The following is a 17,734-nucleotide window of genomic DNA, read 5'->3' on the forward strand; positions in this document are numbered from 1 at the left end:
ACAGACTCCTTTATAGTAATAGCTATAACCTTCGTGAATGCATAATAAATGAATGCCCCATTTGTATAACCTCAATAATATGGTTTGAGGGTCTCTACCAGGAACCGATAAATCCTGATTACAAAAAGTGTACGTCTTGTACATTTCTTGTGGTCAGGATTTTTTTGCGTAATACGAGGGATTTACATGACAGCAAAGGAGCTAATGTAATGAACTTCAAAGTAGTTATTTTAACGATTGCGACCTTTACGGTGGGTTTGGTGGAGCTGATTATCGGTGGCGTGCTACCCCAAATTGCACAGGATTTGAATGTCTCCGTAAGCACGGCAGGACAGCTTATCATGATCTATGCGCTTGTGTATGCTATTGCTGGGCCAACTTTGTTGGCGTTGACCGCCAAAATTGAACGAAAACGACTGTACCTGTGGTCGATGTTTATCTTTATTCTGGGAAGTCTGCTGGCCTTCTGGAGTCCGAATTATGCTGTTTTGTTTTTATCTCGTATCATTACCGCTGCAAGCGGGTCGCTGATCGTGACATTGTCATTGACCATTGCAGTCAAAGTGGTGTCCAAGGCTTATCAGGCCCGTGTCCTTGGTGTCATCTCCATGGGGGTTAGCTCCTCCATCGTTCTAGGTATTCCAGCCGGGGTGCTGATTGGAAATGCGTTTGGCTGGCGGGTGCTTTTCCTGATCATTGCCTTGTTGACGGTCGTTGCTATGATCGTTATCAACTTGTTTATGGAGCGGATTCCGACGGAACATGTTGTGCCTATGCGCGATCAGCTGAAATCCTTAAAAAATGTTAAAGTCATCAGTGCTCATCTGGTGACCGCGCTGACACTGGCGGGCCATTACACGTTATATGCGTATTTCACTCCATTTTTAGAAAATATGATGGGCTTAAACGCTTCGTGGATTAGTGTGGCCTATTTTGTCTTTGGGCTGGCGGCAGTGAGCGGCGGATTTATTGGCGGCTCTTTGGCAGATCGGTTCGGCACAGCGAAAAGTATTCTAGTCGTCGTAGGCGTGTTTATCGCCGTGATGTTCTTGCTGCCATTCTCAATCCACTCGATTTATGTATTTGCGCCACTACTGATCATCTGGGGCATACTGAGTTGGGCCTTGTCGCCCCCGATGCAAAGTTATCTTATTGAAAATGCACCCGAATCGGGTAGTATTCAGCAAAGCTTTAATTTCTCCGCACTCCAGGTCGGGATCGCTTTAGGTTCTGCCTTGGGAGGAGTAGTGATTGAAAATAGTGAATCTGTTGCCACGAACGCTTGGGTGGGTGGGGCATTTGTGATTGTTGCTTTTGTCTGCGGCGTATTTTCGATTACCAGAGCGGGGACATCGCAGGCTGTCAGAGGGCACCACTCTGTTTCATAATTTGCTGGACCATCGCCCTCTTTTATAATGCGAGCAAACATGTTATACTACACACAATTATGAAAAAGGAGGTGAGGTAGGTGAATCACGAGATGCTGAACAACCGTATTAGCCAGCTGCCGATTGCTATGGCTGGCATTGTTCATGCTTTTCCATACAACGGGAGAAGTCTGTCCAATTTTAATCATACGGTTGTAAACATCGCGAGAAGACGCCTACCTTAACTCGAACGGATTTCTGTATCTTCCGAAGAGTCGCGGGGTTGCTCCTGCGGCTCTTTTTGTGTTACCCGGGTAAGGGTCTTCCTAAATAAAGGAGAGCCTGAACATGTATATAGTAAACGGTCAACAATTGAAAAAATACCACGCTGCCAATCTGATTTTGGATGGTGCATCGTTTGATATCCATACGGGAGAAAAGGTGGGGCTCATCGGCCGCAACGGAAGCGGTAAAACCACCCTATTACGCCTAATCGCACGTTTGTCCCGCCCGGATGAAGGGCAGCTCGTCATCGCCAAGGATACGAAAATTGGCTATTTGCCGCAAATTCCGGCGGAGTTTGAGAGCTTCACTGTGTACGAAACACTGGCTTACGCCTATCGTGAGCTGAAGGATTGTCGCAATCAGATGAGCACACTGGAACGGGAAATGTCAGATCCAGTTGTGGCAGCAGACGTGGGCCTTCTGGAGAAGCTGCTGCAATCATATGCTGCCTTGCAGGAACGGTTTGAACGCAACGGCGGCTATGAAATGGATGCAAACATTGACCAGGTGGCGGATGGGCTGCGTATTCCCAAAGGTATGTATACGCGCAGCTTCGGCTCGCTGTCGGGTGGAGAGAAAACAAAAATAGCGCTGGCATCACAGCTCATCGGACGACCGGATTTGCTGCTGCTGGATGAGCCGACCAACCATCTGGATTTGAAGGGGCTGGAATGGCTGGAGCAATTTTTGCAGGGCTACACAGGTGCGTGTGTGGTTGTATCTCATGATCGTTATTTTCTGGATCGGGTCGCCGTTAAAATGATTGAGCTTGAGGATGGCGAGGCGTTTACGTATTATACGAACTATAGCGGCTATGTTAAGGAAAAGGAAGAACGATTGCTACTGCAGTTTGAAGATTATAAGGAACAGCAAAAGCGGATTAAAAAGATGAAAGAGGCCATTCGGCGTTTTGAAGAGTGGGGGCGCAATGGCGACAACGAAAAGTTTTTCAAAAAAGCAGCCTCTATTCGTAAGGCGTTGGAGCGTATGGAGCTAGTGAAGCGGCCTGTATTGGACCCGCAGGGGGCGGAATTTCACTTAAAGTTGGAGGATCGTTCCGGTCGCCGGGTGCTTCAGTTTGAAGAAATTGTTAAAGCCTATGGAGAGCATCAGATATTAAACGGGGCAACGGGCAGTCTGGAGTTCGGTGAAAAGGTGGCCTTACTAGGTGATAACGGTTCAGGCAAAACGACGCTGCTCAAGCTGCTGCTTGGTCAGGAAAGCGCGGATGCAGGCACGGTCCAGTGGGGTGCGCGCGTAGAGTACGGATATTTGGCGCAGCAAGAGAGAGAACGGAATAGCCGGGCGACTGTGCTTGCTTACTTCAAGGAGGAAGCAGGGGTGGAAGAAGGCGAGGCACGCGGGTTGCTAGCGAAGTATTTGTTTTACGGTGCCGATGTGTTTAAGCCCGTGAGCATGCTGTCCGGTGGCGAATGGTCCCGCTTGCGGCTGGCGTTGCTGGTCATGAAAAAGCCAAATTTGTTGGTGCTGGATGAGCCGACGAACCATCTGGACATTGACTCACGCGAGGCGCTGGAGGAAGCGTTAGACACCTACACGGGAACGGTACTGGCGATTTCACATGACCGCTATTTTGTGAATAAGCTGGCAGGACGCGTGTGGGAGCTGGAGGCTGGAAAGCTGACCTTTTATCTGGGCAGCTTTGATGAGTACCGAGCGAAGAAGCGGGAGCTGGAAAATGCTCGTCTACAGAGCGAGGGGGACACCGGGACACGCTCAACATCTGCAAGCAGTGCTGCATCCGGTGGCGGCTCAGGCTCGGGCTCAGCTGCACATTCCAGTGCAGCGAGCAATGGCACGGGGCTGGCTGCGCAGACGGGAGCGACTACGGGAGCCGATGCGAGCCGTGCACGCTCAGGTCGCTTGGGCTCGCCCGCTGCCGGGTCTGGAGCCCGCGGAGTGAAGGCTGCGAAGCCATCACGCACGCCCGCGGCATCCAGCGAGCGGTTGGAGCGGGCCATCGCCGCCAAAGAAGCAGAATTGGCGACAGCGGATGCAGAGCTGGAGCTGCTCGGCACAAGCGACGACACGATGCACATGGCGGAGCTATGGGACGCGCGTGAGCGACTGCAAGCTGAGCTGGACGCGTTGCTCGGCGAGTGGGTTGAGTTGGAGTAGGTGACAGGCTAGTAATTACTGGCTAGAAAACAGTTTATTTTATATAGAGGGTAGCCCTGAGGTAGAACGTTTACTTAAGGGCTGTCCTTTTTTGAAATGTAAAAACAAACATATCATTACAAAAGTTAATAACCGTTAATTAAGATAATGGGTATTGATGTATTATTGCTATTATATTTTACATATAAAGCTAGCCGTTTACATTTCGCAACATGTGATATTTTTTAATTGAACCAATTATAACATCCAATGTTACATGAAGCTTATGTTATCCAACATGATCTTACATATCAAATACACGCGTTGGAGCTATGTTGTGATTTGTATGGATGGAGGGAATGGTATGTCGGACTCCTTACTGGAGGTCAGTCAGGTAACGAAAAAAATGGGGAGAAGGTATTGGTTGGACCATGTTTCCTTTACGCTTCAGAAAGGGAAGATATATGGATTTATCGGACCTAATGGAGCGGGTAAAACGACAATGATGCGAATCATGACCGGATTAATGCAGCCAACCAGCGGCTCTGTTAAGATAGCCGGCTATGATGTACAGACGGATCGGGAAAAGGCGTTGTCCAAGGTGGGGGCTATTATTGAATCTCCGGTATTTTATGACTATATGACAGGTAGAGAGGTTTTACGCAATTTATCACGGTTACACTCTGAAATTGCACCCTCTGATCGGGAGACCCATATTGAACAGTTGCTGACAAAGGTGAGGCTGGAAGCACAGGGAGATGACAAATTGAAAGCGTATTCAACGGGAATGAAACAAAGGCTAGGTATTGCACAGTCCATGCTGGGTGCTTCTGAGCTTTTATTGCTGGATGAACCGTCTAATGGGCTTGATCCTATCGGGAAGCGTGAGCTGAGAGATATTGTGCTACAGCTCCATGCTTCAGCGAATTATACCTTTTTTATCTCCAGTCCTCTGTTGGATGAAATACAACAGATATGTGATGAGCTCATTGTTATCAAAGGAGGCAGGCTAGCCTGGAAAGGACCTGCTGAGCAGCTAGTCGAGGACAGTCAGCGGCTAGAGAATGCTTTTATGGGATTGATGGGACTATGAAATCATTAATATACAGCGAGTTCGAGCGATTGTGGAGACGAAAGTGGTTCTGGCTCATGGTATTATGTACACCGATTCTAGCCTGTTCGACAGGAGTATATTTTTTGCGCACGATGAAGGTTCCTGTAGAGTTATTATCCTTAAACTTTGTCGTTTCGGGTCTGCGTGAGAATTTGTTTTTAGTATGCAACATAGCTGTGGCTACTTTAGCGGCTGCTGTATATACAGAGGAATTTCGAAGCGGGCAACTGCGGTTGTTATTTATACGCCGATTTACCCGCGGTCAGATTTTCTGGAGTAAGCTGTTGGTTTTGAATACATCTATCTTATTTCTTCTCATTGCATTTGCAGTATCCTCGCAGGTGATCGTTGAAGTATGGACTCTTTCATATCATATAAGTGATGCGGGACTGTCCGGATCTCAAGGACTACAGATGCTTAAATACTATGGTTGGGCGCTTGCCTCATTATTGGCAATAAGCTCCTTTTACTGCTTTATCGCTATGTATAGCAAAAGTGTGACGTATGCCATCGGTGTTTGTATGGTATACAATCTGGGCTCACTGTTGTTTGATTCATTGTATTTAAAATTGGCCGCTTTGGTTTCTCATATCCCCTACTTATACAATGTGATTGCATTTATGGTTGTTCCATATATGCAGCATACAGGACTAGATAGGTCCTTAATGGGGAATTTGTCTGTGAATGGAGCGATTATCACCGTGGTTAGTCTATATCTTATCTTTTTTACTTGGGGCGCATACCGCCGTTTTGTGACTGATGATTATCTGTATTAGGAGCATCCGTAACCTGAACATCATAAAAATAAAAGAAAGATCCAATCGACCGTTTGAGGTCAATAGGATCTTTTTTAACATTAATTCCTCCTGATATCAAGATTGCTGTATGGTTCATGCTATAGCAGTATCGTTTCTTTTCCCTAAGGGACGGGTATTAATTGTCTAGTCCCGCATAGATTGACATAGGGGAAAAGGAGGTATGAGCATGTTGAGTTGGGTCAAAAAGCTGTCTACACTGGCGGCAATCCTTTTGTTGGCTGTTTCTGTAAGCGCATGCAACAAGGGCGATGCTTCGGGTAAGGTGAAAATTGAATTTTTTCAAAACAAGCCGGAGGCCAAGGGTTCATTCGATAAGCTAATCTCTCAATTCAATCAGGAACATCCCGGTATTGAAGTGACACAGGTCAACCCGCCGGAGGCAGAGACCGTGTTATTGACCCGGGTTGTCAAAAACGATGTACCTGACATTGTGGGGCTTGGGGCCACCGATACCTACTCCATTTTGGCACAAAGCGGTATTTTTACGGATCTGGTGAATACAGAATTGCCACGTACAATTGACCCGATTTACCTCAAAATGCTTAAGGATGTAACCGGGGTCGATCCCGTATATGGAATTCCTTATGCTGCGAATGCGAATGGTGTGATGTATAACAAAACGCTTTTTAAGGAAATGGGATTACAGGTGCCCAAAACGTGGGGTGAGCTGATTGCAACGGCGCAAAAGATTAAGGCTGCTGGGAAAATCCCGTTCTATTTTACATATAAAGATGATTGGCAAACAAACCTCCCCTTTAATGCGCTGGGCCCGAATCTGGTGGGCATTGATTTTTTCCTGCAACGGCGTGAAAATCAGGTCACCTTTCAGGACAAGTACCGCGAGGTTGCTGAAAAGCAGCTGGAGCTTCTGAAATACGGACATGGTGATAATTTTGGCAAAAACTATGCCGACGGTAATCGTGCCTTCGCTAACGGGCAGGGATTGATGTACATTCAGGGCTCGTGGGCCATATCTGAAATTCGCAAAGCCAACCCGAAAGTGGAGCTTGGTTTTTTCCCATTACCGACAGGGAATGACGAAAAGGCGGTCAAACTGGTGTCCGGTATAGATACACTATTAGCCGTATCGGAGAGCACTCCGCATAAAAAGGAAGCCGAGGAGTTCATTGCCTTCTTGTTGAAGCCGGAAAACAGCAAGCAATACATTACAGAGCAAACGCTGTTTTCGGCGGTGAAGGGAGTTACGCAGGATGATCCGAGTGTGGCGGAGCTGTTGCCTTATTTTAAATCGGGCCGAGTCATTGATTTTGCCGATCACTATATTCCCAAAGCGGTCCAATTGAATTCTATTGTGCAGGCCTTCCTGCAAAATAGAGACATCGACGCTTATCTGGCCAAGTTAGACAGTGAGTGGAATAAGGTAGCTAACCGCCGATAGGAGAGGAGGAAGAGACATGAATAAGCGACTAACGACTTTTTACTGGATGACGGTGCCGGCGGTGCTATTGTTTTTTGTGTTTTTGACCTTGCCTGCCTTGCAGGGCTTTTATTATTCGCTTACGAACTGGAACGGTTTTGGTCATCAGTATCACTTTGTCGGGTTTAAGAACTATATTAATTTGTTTCAGGATGACAATGTGGGGAACGCATACTGGTTTACTTTCAAATTTGCGATTGTGGTTACCATTGCGACTAATATCCTTAGTTTGCTGATTGCGCTAGGGCTGAATGCTAAAATACGGTTTCGTAACTTTTTCCGCGGTATTTATTTTCTGCCTAATATTTTGAGCGTGCTAATCGTGGGTTACATATTCAATTACTTGTTCTCGAACGTGTTTACGATTTGGGGGCAAAATTTAGGGATTACCTCATTGTCGACGAACATTTTGGGCAGCGAACAACTGGCTTGGGTGGGGGTTGTCATCGTAGCTGTATGGCAGGGGATTGCCTTCAATACGATTCTCTATCTGGCCGGGCTGCAAACCATTCCGACAAGTCTGTATGAGGCGTCCAACCTGGACGGTGCGGGTAAATGGCGCGAATTCTGGAGCATTACCTTTCCGTTAATTGCTCCATTTTTTACGATCAATATGGTATTGGCGATGAAAAACTCCCTGATGGTGTTCGATCAGATCGTGGCTTTGACGAATGGCGGGCCGGGACGGGCCACCCAGTCGATTTCCCACTTGATATACACTGGGGGATTTAGAGGCGGAGAATTTGCTTATCAGTCGGCTAACTCTGTTATTTACTTTATTGTGATCGCGATCATTTCCATCTTACAGCTGAGATTCCTCCAGAGAAGGGAGATGGATAACTGATGAAGACAAGCAGACGTACCAACTGGCCTGTGCTGCTTCTGGTAGCGTTGGGAACAATATTTATTCTGTTTCCTCTCTATATGACGGTGACGATAGCACTTAAAAATCCCGAGCAAATGGCGCAGTCCGCCTTTGCCTTTCCGACCGAGCTGCATTGGGAGAATTTTAGTCGTGCAGTGGAAATGACTAATTTCTTCAGCGCTTTTCAGAACAGTGTGATGGTCACGACATCGACGGTCATACTCACTTTGCTAACCAATTCAATGGTCGCTTATGCGATTGCCCGTAATATGCAGCGACGCTTTTTTAAGGGATTATATTTTTACTTTGTGAGCGCCATGTTTATACCGTTCCCGATCATCATGCTGCCGATTGTAAAACTGGCCTCGGGCCTTCATATGACTAATCTGTTGGGTCTCATTATGCTGCATACAGTGTATGGTTTGGCGTTTAATGTCTTCGTGTATGTCGGTTATATTCGCTCCATTCCGGTGGCATTGGAAGAGGCAGCCACGGTAGATGGTGCGACGACATGGGGTACTTTTTGGCGCATTATATTCCCGCTGATGGCGCCGATTAGTGCTACGGTGGGGATTCTCACTTGTCTGTCCACATATAACGACTTCCTGCTGCCGCTCATTATTATCAGTGATGCGGAGCAGTATACACTACCGCTCGTCCAGTATGTATTTCAGGGGCAGTTCAATACCGACTTTAATTTGGCCTTTGCTTCGTACCTGATGGCCTTGCTGCCGATGATTATTGTCTATCTTATTGCACAAAAATGGATTATCAATGGCGTTACGCAAGGTTCTGTGAAGTAGGGCGGGAGTCAATCGTTTCAGGCAGACTGTGCCTTCCTAGGAAATTAAAAAGGGGTTCCCTATACCACGGTTCACCCAGGTATAGAGGACCCTCTTTTTATAGCATTGCTATTTAGATGCTTCGCTGTTGCTTGTCAGAGGCTGCAAGGGTACGGTTGTCTCTGCTTCCGGGTCGTCCGTTGTATAGTAGAACATATAGATAGAAGCTTCCTTCCCTTTGAAGTTCTTGTAGACATCCACTGCCTTGTTATTGCCGTCTCCGGCGAAATTGGCTGTGATCGGCTTGCCGATAATCCGTTCTTTACCCAGGCCAATATGCGTCTGGTTAATCCCTCCAAAGTGAGCGTCCTCGCTTTCGGTTTCTACGAATAAGTCCGATCCCTGTTTGTAGTAGGTCCACTTCACAGGATAGCCACCGATTTGCGTCGTTAGCGTCTGCTTTTGCTCAGAAATATCAGTTAAACGCTGTGGCGTTTTGTCATCCGAATGGGTCGTAACCTTGTATTTGCCTGTAAAAGTAACAGGAGTGTCCTTGATAATCACAAGATTGGACGGTCGTTCAAAACGGATCGTGTTCAGATCGTGTTCCTGATCAGGTGAAGACCAACGACTACCCTCTAGCGTTGTGCCGTTCACAGAAAGAAAGTATTTTTGATAAGGTAACATGGCGAATTTCTTTTCGCTTCTGATCGTCACACGGATTTGTGTAGGTGTGACAATCATTTGTTCTAGCGTAAAATTCGGATTGCCGTTCTCCAACGGGGTATTCAGCACGCTTTTAATCGTCCCGCTTTCCATTTTCTTTTTGCTTAGCTGCAGATCAAAGTTTATGGGTTCATTTATACTTTTCTCAGTTTGCGCATATTGCAGTTTGAAAGTAGTCTGTCCTTCCGGTATATCTGCTTTAGTAAAATACTGCTGGGCTGTGTATTCCCCATTCTCTCCGGGTGTACCAAAAGCTCCTCCAGGTTGAGGTCTCACAGGTTCTCCACCTTTGTAGGCAATGATTTGTGGATTGTCCCATTCCTTCGGCTTGGACGAATCGAAGGTAATGGCCGAGGACAGCATTAGTTTATCCTTCCCTTGTTCGAATACCTGTACCTTCAAATCTTGTAAGCTGTTACGATCCAGCTTGAACGTCTGCATCTGAGGCGATTTGATATCGAGTGGCAAATCCAGTTCCTGAACGCTGGTGAGCTCAATATGATCTAGGGTCAGTCGCACGTCCTCTGTTTCTTGCTGCGGTGTCCAATCGCTTTCAAAGTAGCCGTTATAACGTTGGTTTTTCTCGTCCCATTGTTGAAAGCTATACTCGCCTGCACTGCTTTTCCCCGCAGCGCTTTTAAGCGATACGCCTTTGACATTCCAAAACTCGTTCTCTGCTCGTTTTCCGACCTCCAAGCTGTACAGAATCACGGTCCGGTTCTCATCGACAATAGCGGTATGCAGCGTCAACTTCACTCCGTCTCTGGTTACGGATTGCTCCAGCGGCTGTCCAAGGTCTTGATTTAGTGCCGTCTGAATGCCGCTTCTTCCGTGCAGCAGATCGCCCCAATTATAATGGATGGCGGCATAGACGGGAACGGCAACGAGAAGTGCACTCAGAGAGGCGGCGATAGCTATTTTGCGCCAATTTCTGTGTCGGTGCGGAGTGAATGAATCGGAAGTGTCGGTTAGCGTAGGGGCAGTATGCCCTGTCTGTTCCATCCGGTTCCACATCTCATCGAAGTCAGGATAGGCCATTTCCGAATCATCATTTAACTTGCGCTTCAATGCCTTTTCTATGTTGTTCATAGTTCTCTCCTTCCATCTCGGGAATTTGTACCCCTGCATCCCGCAGTATTTGCTCCAATAACTTTAGTCCTTTGTGAGTCCTCGATTTGACGGTTCCCAGCGGAATTTCCAGCAGTTTTGATATTTCCGCCAGCGTGAAATCGTGCATATAGCGGAGTGTCAGCACAGCGCGGATTTTGGCTGGAAGACCATTCATATAAACGGCCCATTCCTCTGCCGATTCGCGTTCTTCCACCAGCCTGTCTACAGGCTTACCTTCCGCCCCGCTAAATAGATAGGGATTAGCCGATACCTTCAAATGCAGGCTTTTCTGGCGTTTAAGATAATTCAGACAATGATTGACCGTAATTTTCATAATCCAGGCTTTTAGTTGTTCAATCTGTTCACGATTGCTGCGAAACAGGATGATAAACACTTCCTGTGTTAAATCCTCTGCATCCGATGCATTATGTACCATGTAGTAGCAGGTTCGGTATACATCTCGTTGATACAAATCAAACAACTCTCGATTACTCTCCAATGATGTGCTCTCCTTTCTCGTGCAGTTTATCTATATAACAACTGAGGTCCTCAAAAGGTTCATTTGGTTGCGAAAAGTAAATCCTCTGCTTCAAATGTACCACACGAAAAAAAGAAGCCTGTAAATCTCAAAACTGCAGATTTACAGACTTCTCATATGTTCCTAACCTAGACCCTATGGGATGACTTCTTCACGCGAAAACCGTCAATGGATAGCTTGCGCACCTACTCCGCTTAGTCAACCAGCCGTACTAGCGTTCTTCCTTGCGAGCGGGCTGCAAGGATGTCTTCGAGCGCGCTTGGCAGGTCAGCCAATCCGACTTCGCGCTCAACGAGCTGCTCCAGCCGCTCCGGCTTCCATTCGCTGCCGAGTCGCTTCCAGATCGCTACGCGGGTGTCGTATGGGCAGAAGACAGAGTCTATGCCCAGCAGACTTACGCCGCGCAAAATAAACGGCAGCACTGTCGTAGGCAGCTTGGTGCCTGCCGTCAGGCCGCTCACGGCTACAGAGCCGTTGTAGGCGATTTGGCTGAGCAGCGAAGCGAGCGGCTTTCCGCCTACAGGATCAACAGCCGCTTGCCAAAGCTGCTTGCCCAGCGGGCGGATGCTCTCCGTCCCGTCGTAGACCTCCTCGCGGGAGATGACCTCGGCTGCTCCGAGCGCCTTGAGGTAATCGTGAGCATCAGCCTTGCCACTGCTGGCTACGACATGGTAGCCTCTCTTGTTCAGCAGGGCAATAGCTGCCCCGCCTACGCCGCCCGTCGCTCCAGTGACGAGTACCTTGCCCTGCTCTGGAGTAACACCGTTTTGCTCCAGCCGATATAACGACAGGGCTGCGGTGAATCCGGCTGTTCCGAATATCATCGCCTCTCTCGGCGTGAGTCCGTCTGGAAGTGGAACCACCCAGTCCGCAGGCACGCGTGCATATTGGCTGAACCCCCCGAATTGAGACACACCCAGCCCGTATCCGGTAACGAGCACCGCTTGTCCTTCGCTAAAGCGGCTGTCCTCCGAAGAGACGACGGTTCCCGAGCAATCTATGCCTGGTACGAACGGATAGGCTTTGACAATATTGCCATCCTTGCGGGCAGCAAGCCCATCTTTATAATTGATGCTGGAATAAGCGACACGAATCAATACTTCTCCAGCAGGTAAACTGCTAGCTTCCAGAGAACGAACCTCTGCTTGAACTTCACCATCCTGCGTCTGATCGACGACAAGAGCTTGAAATGATTGAGTCATCTGTAAAAGCCTCCTTTATTACCTTTTAACCCTATGAATGTCCTATATATTCCATCTTTAATTCACAAATTATGCTTAGAAAGCATACGACAATCTTCACAACCTGTCAGCGGGAATGCTCACAGGCTCGTATTCTATTATACTCTTTAGCTCATAATTACGTCAAAAAGACCAGATTCCTGGTATATTCTTTCAATATTCTGTTTCAATAAAGTTCGATAATCAATTATAAAGAGAGTGATAAATGAATTCTTACGCATTTTGCAAATCATTTCACGCAAACGGGATGTATTTTCAGAATGACTGTGCTAACATACCTTTTGATCGTTAAATAAATCTATGAAGAAAGGTGAATGAATGACAACCAGAGCACTAAAAAAAGGTTCGGTATTGTCCGAAGCTAAGGAACTGAATTTGTTCCGTTTAACATGGCCTATTTTCCTTGAATTGTTTCTGTTTATGCTAATGGGGAGTGTCGACACGTTCATGATCAGTTCTGTATCTGATAATGCAGTGTCGGGTGTGGGCGCGTCCAATCAAATTATTTCAATCGCTATCCTTGTACTGGAGGTTATCGGCAACGGCGCTGCTATCGTCGTAGCTCAATATATCGGTTCTAAGAAACTAGTCGAAGCGGCCCAGGTTACAGGTACGGCCATTACGTTGAATTTGATGGTAGGTCTTTTGCTAAGCGTAATTTTTCTTGTGTTTGGTACGCATATGTTGCAATGGCTGAATGTCCAGGGGGACATTCTGGCTTACGCGGAGTCGTATATGAGCATCGTCGGGGGTGCCATTTTTCTTCAGGCATTGATTAACGCGCTGGCGGCGACCATTCGTACGCACGGTTTTACCAAAGAAACGATGTATGTATCGGTTTTTATGAATGTGATCCACGTGGTCGGCAACTATGTTTTGATTTTGGGGCATTGGGGAATGCCAGCACTCGGTGTAGAAGGTGCTGCTATTTCTACAGTAGGTAGCCGCTTTATTTGTCTCTTGATCTTCTTCTGGTTGATGTACCGGGTCACTGAGGTTCGTGTCGAGTGGAAATATTATGTCCAATTGTCCAAAAAGTTTATCTCTAAAATATTGCGTATTGGTGTACCATCCGCGCTGGAGTCCATTATGTATCAGTCGTGTCAGCTCATCTTCACACTGTACGTGACTTATCTTGGCGCAGAAGCAATGGCGACACGCCAATATGCGAATAATATATCAAGCTATATTTACTTGTTCAGTATGGCAGTCGGTATGGGTACGGCTATTGTGGTAGGAAGGCTCGTGGGAGCCAGACAGAAGGATACTGCCTATAAACGTGTACTGACCAGTGTGAAATGGGCGTTGCTCGTGACCGTGATTATTGATGCGGTGGTCATCTTTTTCCGTGTTCCCTTGCTTGGTTTGTTCACGGAAAACCCTGAAATTATTCGTTTGGGAGCACAGGTCATTTTACTTAGCATTCTGCTAGAAACTGGCCGGACAACGAATATCGTCATTATTAACTCGTTGCGTGCTGCTGGAGATGCGAAGTTCCCGGTCTTTATGGGTCTGATCTCCATGGTCTGCATGAGCTTGCCGCTTGGTTATCTGCTTGTATTCAAGCTGGACATGGGGCTTGCCGGCGTGTGGCTGGCGATTGCTGCTGATGAATGGACTCGTGCTGTCATCATGTATGCCCGCTGGAAAAGTCGGTTATGGGAAAAGCATGCGTTGGTCGAGCACGATACACCAGATCAGTCTGTAACGCCCGTTCCGGCACACTGATCCGAGCAGTATTTATGGTTACGCGGAGGCAGTTCAAGAGAACATCTTGAACTGCCTCTTTTTGCTCCTGGAGAACCATACTTCTACACGGTGGCACGATAGGCAACTTTGAAGTTCGACTTATATCATAATGGCATTCATAAATAGAAGTATGGTAAATTTACTAAAAAAAAGATATACTTTTGTTGCACTAACGCAGTACATGAAAGACAAGGAGTGTACCGATGAAGAAGCCGACGATTGAAGATGTTGCCCAGAAGGCAGGAGTGTCTAAAAGCACTGTCTCGCAATTTCTGAACAAACGATATAAATATATGAGCGACCAGACCAGAGACCGGATTGCCGAGGTTATTCAAGAGCTGAACTATCAGCCTAACGGGCTGGCCCGCAGCTTGAAGCAAAACCGGACGTTTATGGTCGGGGTCATTGTAGCCAACATTGACTATACCCTTTCGATCCAGTCTATCCGTGCGATTGAGGAGGAATTGCAGCGTTTTGGCATTCAGGTGATCATTTGCAACGCCGATGAAAATCCGGACAAGGAGGGCCAGTATATTGAGATGCTCAAGGCTCGGCAGGTAGACGGCCTGATCATCTTCCCGACAGGCAAGCATGCAGATATCTACAACCAGCTCATTCGTGAAAAGTATCCGTTAGTGTTTTTGGACCGTTTGGTAGACGGGGTGAATACGCGCAGCCTGCTGCTGGATAACGAAATGGCGATTAAGCTGGCGATTCAGGAACTTGTGGCTCACAAACATGAGCGAATTGCGCTGATTACTTTGCCCCTTGGCTTGAATCGGATTACTCCACGGGTGGAGCGGCTCAGCGGATACAAAAAGGCGCTGGAAGAGCATGGCTTGCCATTTCGAGAAGAGTATATGCGCAGTGTGCCGAGAGAAGAAATCCAGCAGACACTGAAGGAGTTGTTCCAGCTCCCAGAGCCGCCGACTGCGCTGTTGGCCGGGAATGATATTGTGCTAGCAGAGGCGCTGAAATATGTAAATGCCCGCCGTATACGCATTCCGGTGGAGTTGTCTATTATCGGGATTGACGATGCGGAGTTTGCCCATATTTACAATCCGCCGATTACGACTATTACGCAACCGATTGCGGATATGGGGAAGCAAGCGGCAAAGACGCTGCTGTCCAGCATTGAGGAGGGCGGCGAATCGGTTCCGATTATCTACCGATTTGTGCCGGATATTAATCGAGGAGAATCAGTTAAAACGTTGTAGACGAGCATCATGTCATATATTTAAAATAGCCCGTATTCCTTTGTACGACCTGAGCTTGCGTATGCTACTCAGGTCACACAAATGCGAATACGGGCTATTAAAAGTTAAGGCCGACTTCTTTCGGCCTTGTTGAGCTTGCGCTAATAGCGGTGAAGGCTATGCGGGGAATGAAACCGGATTAATTCGTGCTGGCGCTGAGCAAAAAGGATTCCAGCCCGGCTCGTGTCGGATAGCCGTCCATATCTCCAGCTGACATGACAGCCAGTGCGCCAAGGGCATTACCGCGTTTGACTGCCTCTGCCAGGGGCAAGCCTTCCAGCAGTGCGCTGATAACACCTGCTGCAAATCCGTCACCCGCGCCTACGGTATCAACAACATGCTCTACGCGGAAGCGTTTGACGTATCCCTCAGCATCTGCGGATTTGTAATATGCACCTTCGGTTCCCAGCTTGATGATGACCAGCGAGGTACCTCGGTCAAGATAGAAGGAAGCGATATCCTCCGGTGAGGTGTAGCCTGTCAATATTTTACCTTCATGAATGCCGGGTAGAAGCCAGTCGCACCCCTCAGATGCTTCGTTAATCGCCTCTACCATCGTTTGCGTGTCAGGCCATAACTTGGGTCTGAGGTTCGGATCAAAGGATACGGTTTTGCCAGCCTTTTTCATAAATTGCCGCGCATGTCGTGCGAAATCACGGCACTCAGGGGAGAGGGCGACAGAAATACCTGTAAAATGCAGATGGCGAGCTCCGGAAAAGTAAGCCTCGTTAAAATCAGCGATGCTTAATGTGGAAGCGGCGGAATGTTTGCGGAAGTATTCCACCTCTGGGTCCCCACTTGTAACTTTGGATTTAATCAGCATGCCGGTAGAGTGGTCTTTGGTAAACATGACGTTCTGGGTGTCGATCCCTTCCTGACGTAGCGCACTGGCAATGAACTTGCCGAACGTATCCTCGCCGAGTTTGGTCACGAGTCCCGCCCGTAGACCCAAACGCGCCAAACCGGCTGAAACATTCGTCTCTGCCCCGGCCAACGCTTTGGTGAATGAACGCACCTCATCCAGAGAGCCTGCTTCATTGGCATAAAACATGGCCATCGGTTCTCCGAAGGTAACAGCATCCAATGTTGAGGTCATTTGTATTCCTCCTTATGTTTAGTAAACTTAATCTGTAAGCGCATGCACCAACTGAATAAATTGAAATTATCACATAAATCGGTTTTTCACAATGATGAAGTTGATATATTTGCTAAAAACTTTTTGGGTAATATAGATAAAAAAATGCGATTTTGTTTATCAAAAGGTAAAAAGCGTGTAAAACTTCGTGTATATTAAGGTTTTTTCTAGGAATGGTGAAGTTTTGGGTTGACACCCTCTTAGATAATTATTACAATTCTAGCTAAGAAGTAGAGTTAGAAACCGCTTTTATAACAATTCCGTTGATAAAAAAGTTTATCTAAACAGGAGGAATGTTTTTATGGAAATGCGTTATTCAACTCATCCCGAACATGCCAAGCATTTTACGACTGAAGAGTTGCGTCAGCACTATCTGATCCAGGAACTGTTTGTACCTGAGGAGGTAAAGCTGGTCTATACGCATGAAGATCGTGTCATTATCGGGGGCATTTATCCCGTGAATAAATCTGTTGCACTGGAAGGTAACGATCAAATCAAAGCGGAAACTTTCCTGGAGCGCCGCGAACTGGGCATTTTTAATGTCGGGGGCAGCGGTACGGTCAAGGTGGATGGTGAAACTTACGAGCTGGCCACAAAAGACTGTCTCTACGTAGGTAAAGGTGGCAAGGAGTTGATCTTTGAAAGCGATTCCAGTGAAAAGCCTGCGAAATTTTATATCGTTTCAGCTTTGGCTCATACCACGTATCCGACGACGAAGCAGTCTTTTGCCGATGTACCGTCTGAAAGTCTGGGTTCGCAGGAAACAGCCAACAACCGTACGTTGCGTCGCTTTATCCATGATGAAGGCATTCAAAGTTGCCAATTGGTTATGGGGATGACGACGTTGGAGAACGGCAGTGTGTGGAACTCCATGCCGACGCATGTTCATGACCGTCGTATGGAAGTGTATTTCTACTTTGAACTGGATGAGAATGCGAGAATGTTCCACCTGATGGGTGAACCGAACGAAACGCGCCATCTGGTGATGAAGAATGATGAAGCCGTTATTTCTCCACCTTGGTCTATCCACTGCGGTGCGGCTACGGGCAGCTATACCTTCATTTGGGGCATGGCCGGTGAAAATAAAACATACAAAGACATGGATCAGGTTGCCATGAGCGAGTTGCGCTAATCCGATCAGTGTATTGGAGCGTAGACCTGCAAGCGGCTTAGGGTACATGGTCATCCCATT

At 47.3% G+C, this 17,734-nt stretch carries 15 protein-coding genes and 1 riboswitch; of the genes, 11 read left to right on the top strand and 4 right to left on the bottom strand.

All coding sequences use genetic code 11. The features are described 5' to 3' along the window. Window positions 1–41 precede the first annotated feature (41 nt). Window positions 42–141: riboswitch (purine riboswitch) on the top strand. 68 nt (window positions 142–209) lie between these two features. The 8 genes from ACQW03_RS12685 to ACQW03_RS12720 all read left to right on the top strand — a co-directional run bounded on the left by ACQW03_RS12685 (window position 210) and on the right by ACQW03_RS12720 (window position 8,808). Beyond that, window positions 210–1,388 carry an MFS transporter gene (locus ACQW03_RS12685; RefSeq protein ID WP_441949972.1) on the top strand — a complete coding sequence of 393 codons (1,179 nt, stop codon included), beginning with the start codon at window positions 210–212 and terminating at the stop codon, window positions 1,386–1,388. A gap of 80 nt (window positions 1,389–1,468) precedes the next feature. Continuing rightward, on the top strand, window positions 1,469–1,612 hold the full coding sequence (locus ACQW03_RS12690) for an RAxF-45 family protein (RefSeq protein ID WP_016822706.1): 144 nt from the start codon (window positions 1,469–1,471) through the stop codon (window positions 1,610–1,612). Window positions 1,613–1,715: 103 nt separating this feature from the next. Continuing rightward, a complete protein-coding gene (abc-f, locus tag ACQW03_RS12695; protein WP_441949974.1) occupies window positions 1,716–3,791 on the top strand; it encodes a ribosomal protection-like ABC-F family protein in 2,076 nt (691 codons plus the stop codon). Between the two features lie 343 nt (window positions 3,792–4,134). Further along, window positions 4,135–4,863: an ABC transporter ATP-binding protein gene (locus ACQW03_RS12700; protein ID WP_441949976.1), complete on the top strand. Its 729-nt coding sequence runs from the start codon at window positions 4,135–4,137 to the stop codon at window positions 4,861–4,863. Further along, window positions 4,860–5,660, top strand: coding sequence for an ABC transporter permease (locus ACQW03_RS12705; RefSeq protein WP_220030418.1), 801 nt, complete (start codon window positions 4,860–4,862; stop codon window positions 5,658–5,660). Before ACQW03_RS12700 ends, ACQW03_RS12705 begins: the two co-directional genes overlap by 4 nt. 208 nt (window positions 5,661–5,868) lie before the next feature. Then, window positions 5,869–7,101 (top strand): ABC transporter substrate-binding protein, encoded by a 1,233-nt coding sequence (locus ACQW03_RS12710; RefSeq protein WP_441949979.1) that lies wholly within the window; start codon window positions 5,869–5,871, stop codon window positions 7,099–7,101. A 16-nt stretch (window positions 7,102–7,117) separates the two neighbouring features. Further along, window positions 7,118–7,984: a carbohydrate ABC transporter permease gene (locus ACQW03_RS12715; protein WP_053326352.1), complete on the top strand. Its 867-nt coding sequence runs from the start codon at window positions 7,118–7,120 to the stop codon at window positions 7,982–7,984. Beyond that, window positions 7,984–8,808, top strand: a complete 825-nt coding sequence (locus ACQW03_RS12720; protein WP_441949981.1) for a carbohydrate ABC transporter permease — start codon at window positions 7,984–7,986, stop codon at window positions 8,806–8,808. Before ACQW03_RS12715 ends, ACQW03_RS12720 begins: the two co-directional genes overlap by 1 nt. Window positions 8,809–8,916: 108 nt before the next feature. Here ACQW03_RS12720 and ACQW03_RS12725 read toward each other — a convergent pair whose 3' ends face one another. The 3 genes from ACQW03_RS12725 to ACQW03_RS12735 all read right to left on the bottom strand — a co-directional run bounded on the left by ACQW03_RS12725 (window position 8,917) and on the right by ACQW03_RS12735 (window position 12,363). Continuing rightward, window positions 8,917–10,602 carry a DUF4179 domain-containing protein gene (locus ACQW03_RS12725; RefSeq protein ID WP_441949983.1) on the bottom strand — a complete coding sequence of 562 codons (1,686 nt, stop codon included), beginning with the start codon at window positions 10,600–10,602 and terminating at the stop codon, window positions 8,917–8,919. Further along, window positions 10,562–11,122: an RNA polymerase sigma factor gene (locus ACQW03_RS12730; protein WP_441949985.1), complete on the bottom strand. Its 561-nt coding sequence runs from the start codon at window positions 11,120–11,122 to the stop codon at window positions 10,562–10,564. The genes ACQW03_RS12725 and ACQW03_RS12730 overlap by 41 nt, the downstream gene beginning before the upstream one ends. 233 nt (window positions 11,123–11,355) lie before the next feature. Beyond that, window positions 11,356–12,363: an acrylyl-CoA reductase family protein gene (locus ACQW03_RS12735; RefSeq protein ID WP_441949987.1), complete on the bottom strand. Its 1,008-nt coding sequence runs from the start codon at window positions 12,361–12,363 to the stop codon at window positions 11,356–11,358. Window positions 12,364–12,720: 357 nt separating this feature from the next. On the opposite strand from ACQW03_RS12735, the gene ACQW03_RS12740 reads away from it, so the two are divergent. Next, window positions 12,721–14,130 carry an MATE family efflux transporter gene (locus ACQW03_RS12740; protein WP_441949989.1) on the top strand — a complete coding sequence of 470 codons (1,410 nt, stop codon included), beginning with the start codon at window positions 12,721–12,723 and terminating at the stop codon, window positions 14,128–14,130. A gap of 224 nt (window positions 14,131–14,354) precedes the next feature. Then, a complete protein-coding gene (locus ACQW03_RS12745; RefSeq protein ID WP_023990869.1) occupies window positions 14,355–15,368 on the top strand; it encodes a LacI family DNA-binding transcriptional regulator in 1,014 nt (337 codons plus the stop codon). 178 nt (window positions 15,369–15,546) lie between these two features. Here ACQW03_RS12745 and ACQW03_RS12750 read toward each other — a convergent pair whose 3' ends face one another. Beyond that, window positions 15,547–16,503 carry a sugar kinase gene (locus ACQW03_RS12750; RefSeq protein WP_025721975.1) on the bottom strand — a complete coding sequence of 319 codons (957 nt, stop codon included), beginning with the start codon at window positions 16,501–16,503 and terminating at the stop codon, window positions 15,547–15,549. A 340-nt stretch (window positions 16,504–16,843) separates the two neighbouring features. Between ACQW03_RS12750 and kduI the strand changes: the two genes are divergently transcribed. Next, the gene (gene kduI, locus ACQW03_RS12755; protein WP_023990866.1) at window positions 16,844–17,674 is read left to right on the top strand and encodes a 5-dehydro-4-deoxy-D-glucuronate isomerase; all 831 of its coding nucleotides are present in this window, start codon (window positions 16,844–16,846) and stop codon (window positions 17,672–17,674) included. The last annotated feature ends 60 nt before the right edge of the window (window positions 17,675–17,734 follow it).

Origin of the sequence: Paenibacillus sp. DRB1-1 (genome assembly GCF_052119485.1) — a bacterium.
Taxonomy (GTDB): Bacteria; Bacillota; Bacilli; order Paenibacillales; family Paenibacillaceae; genus Paenibacillus; species Paenibacillus polymyxa_B.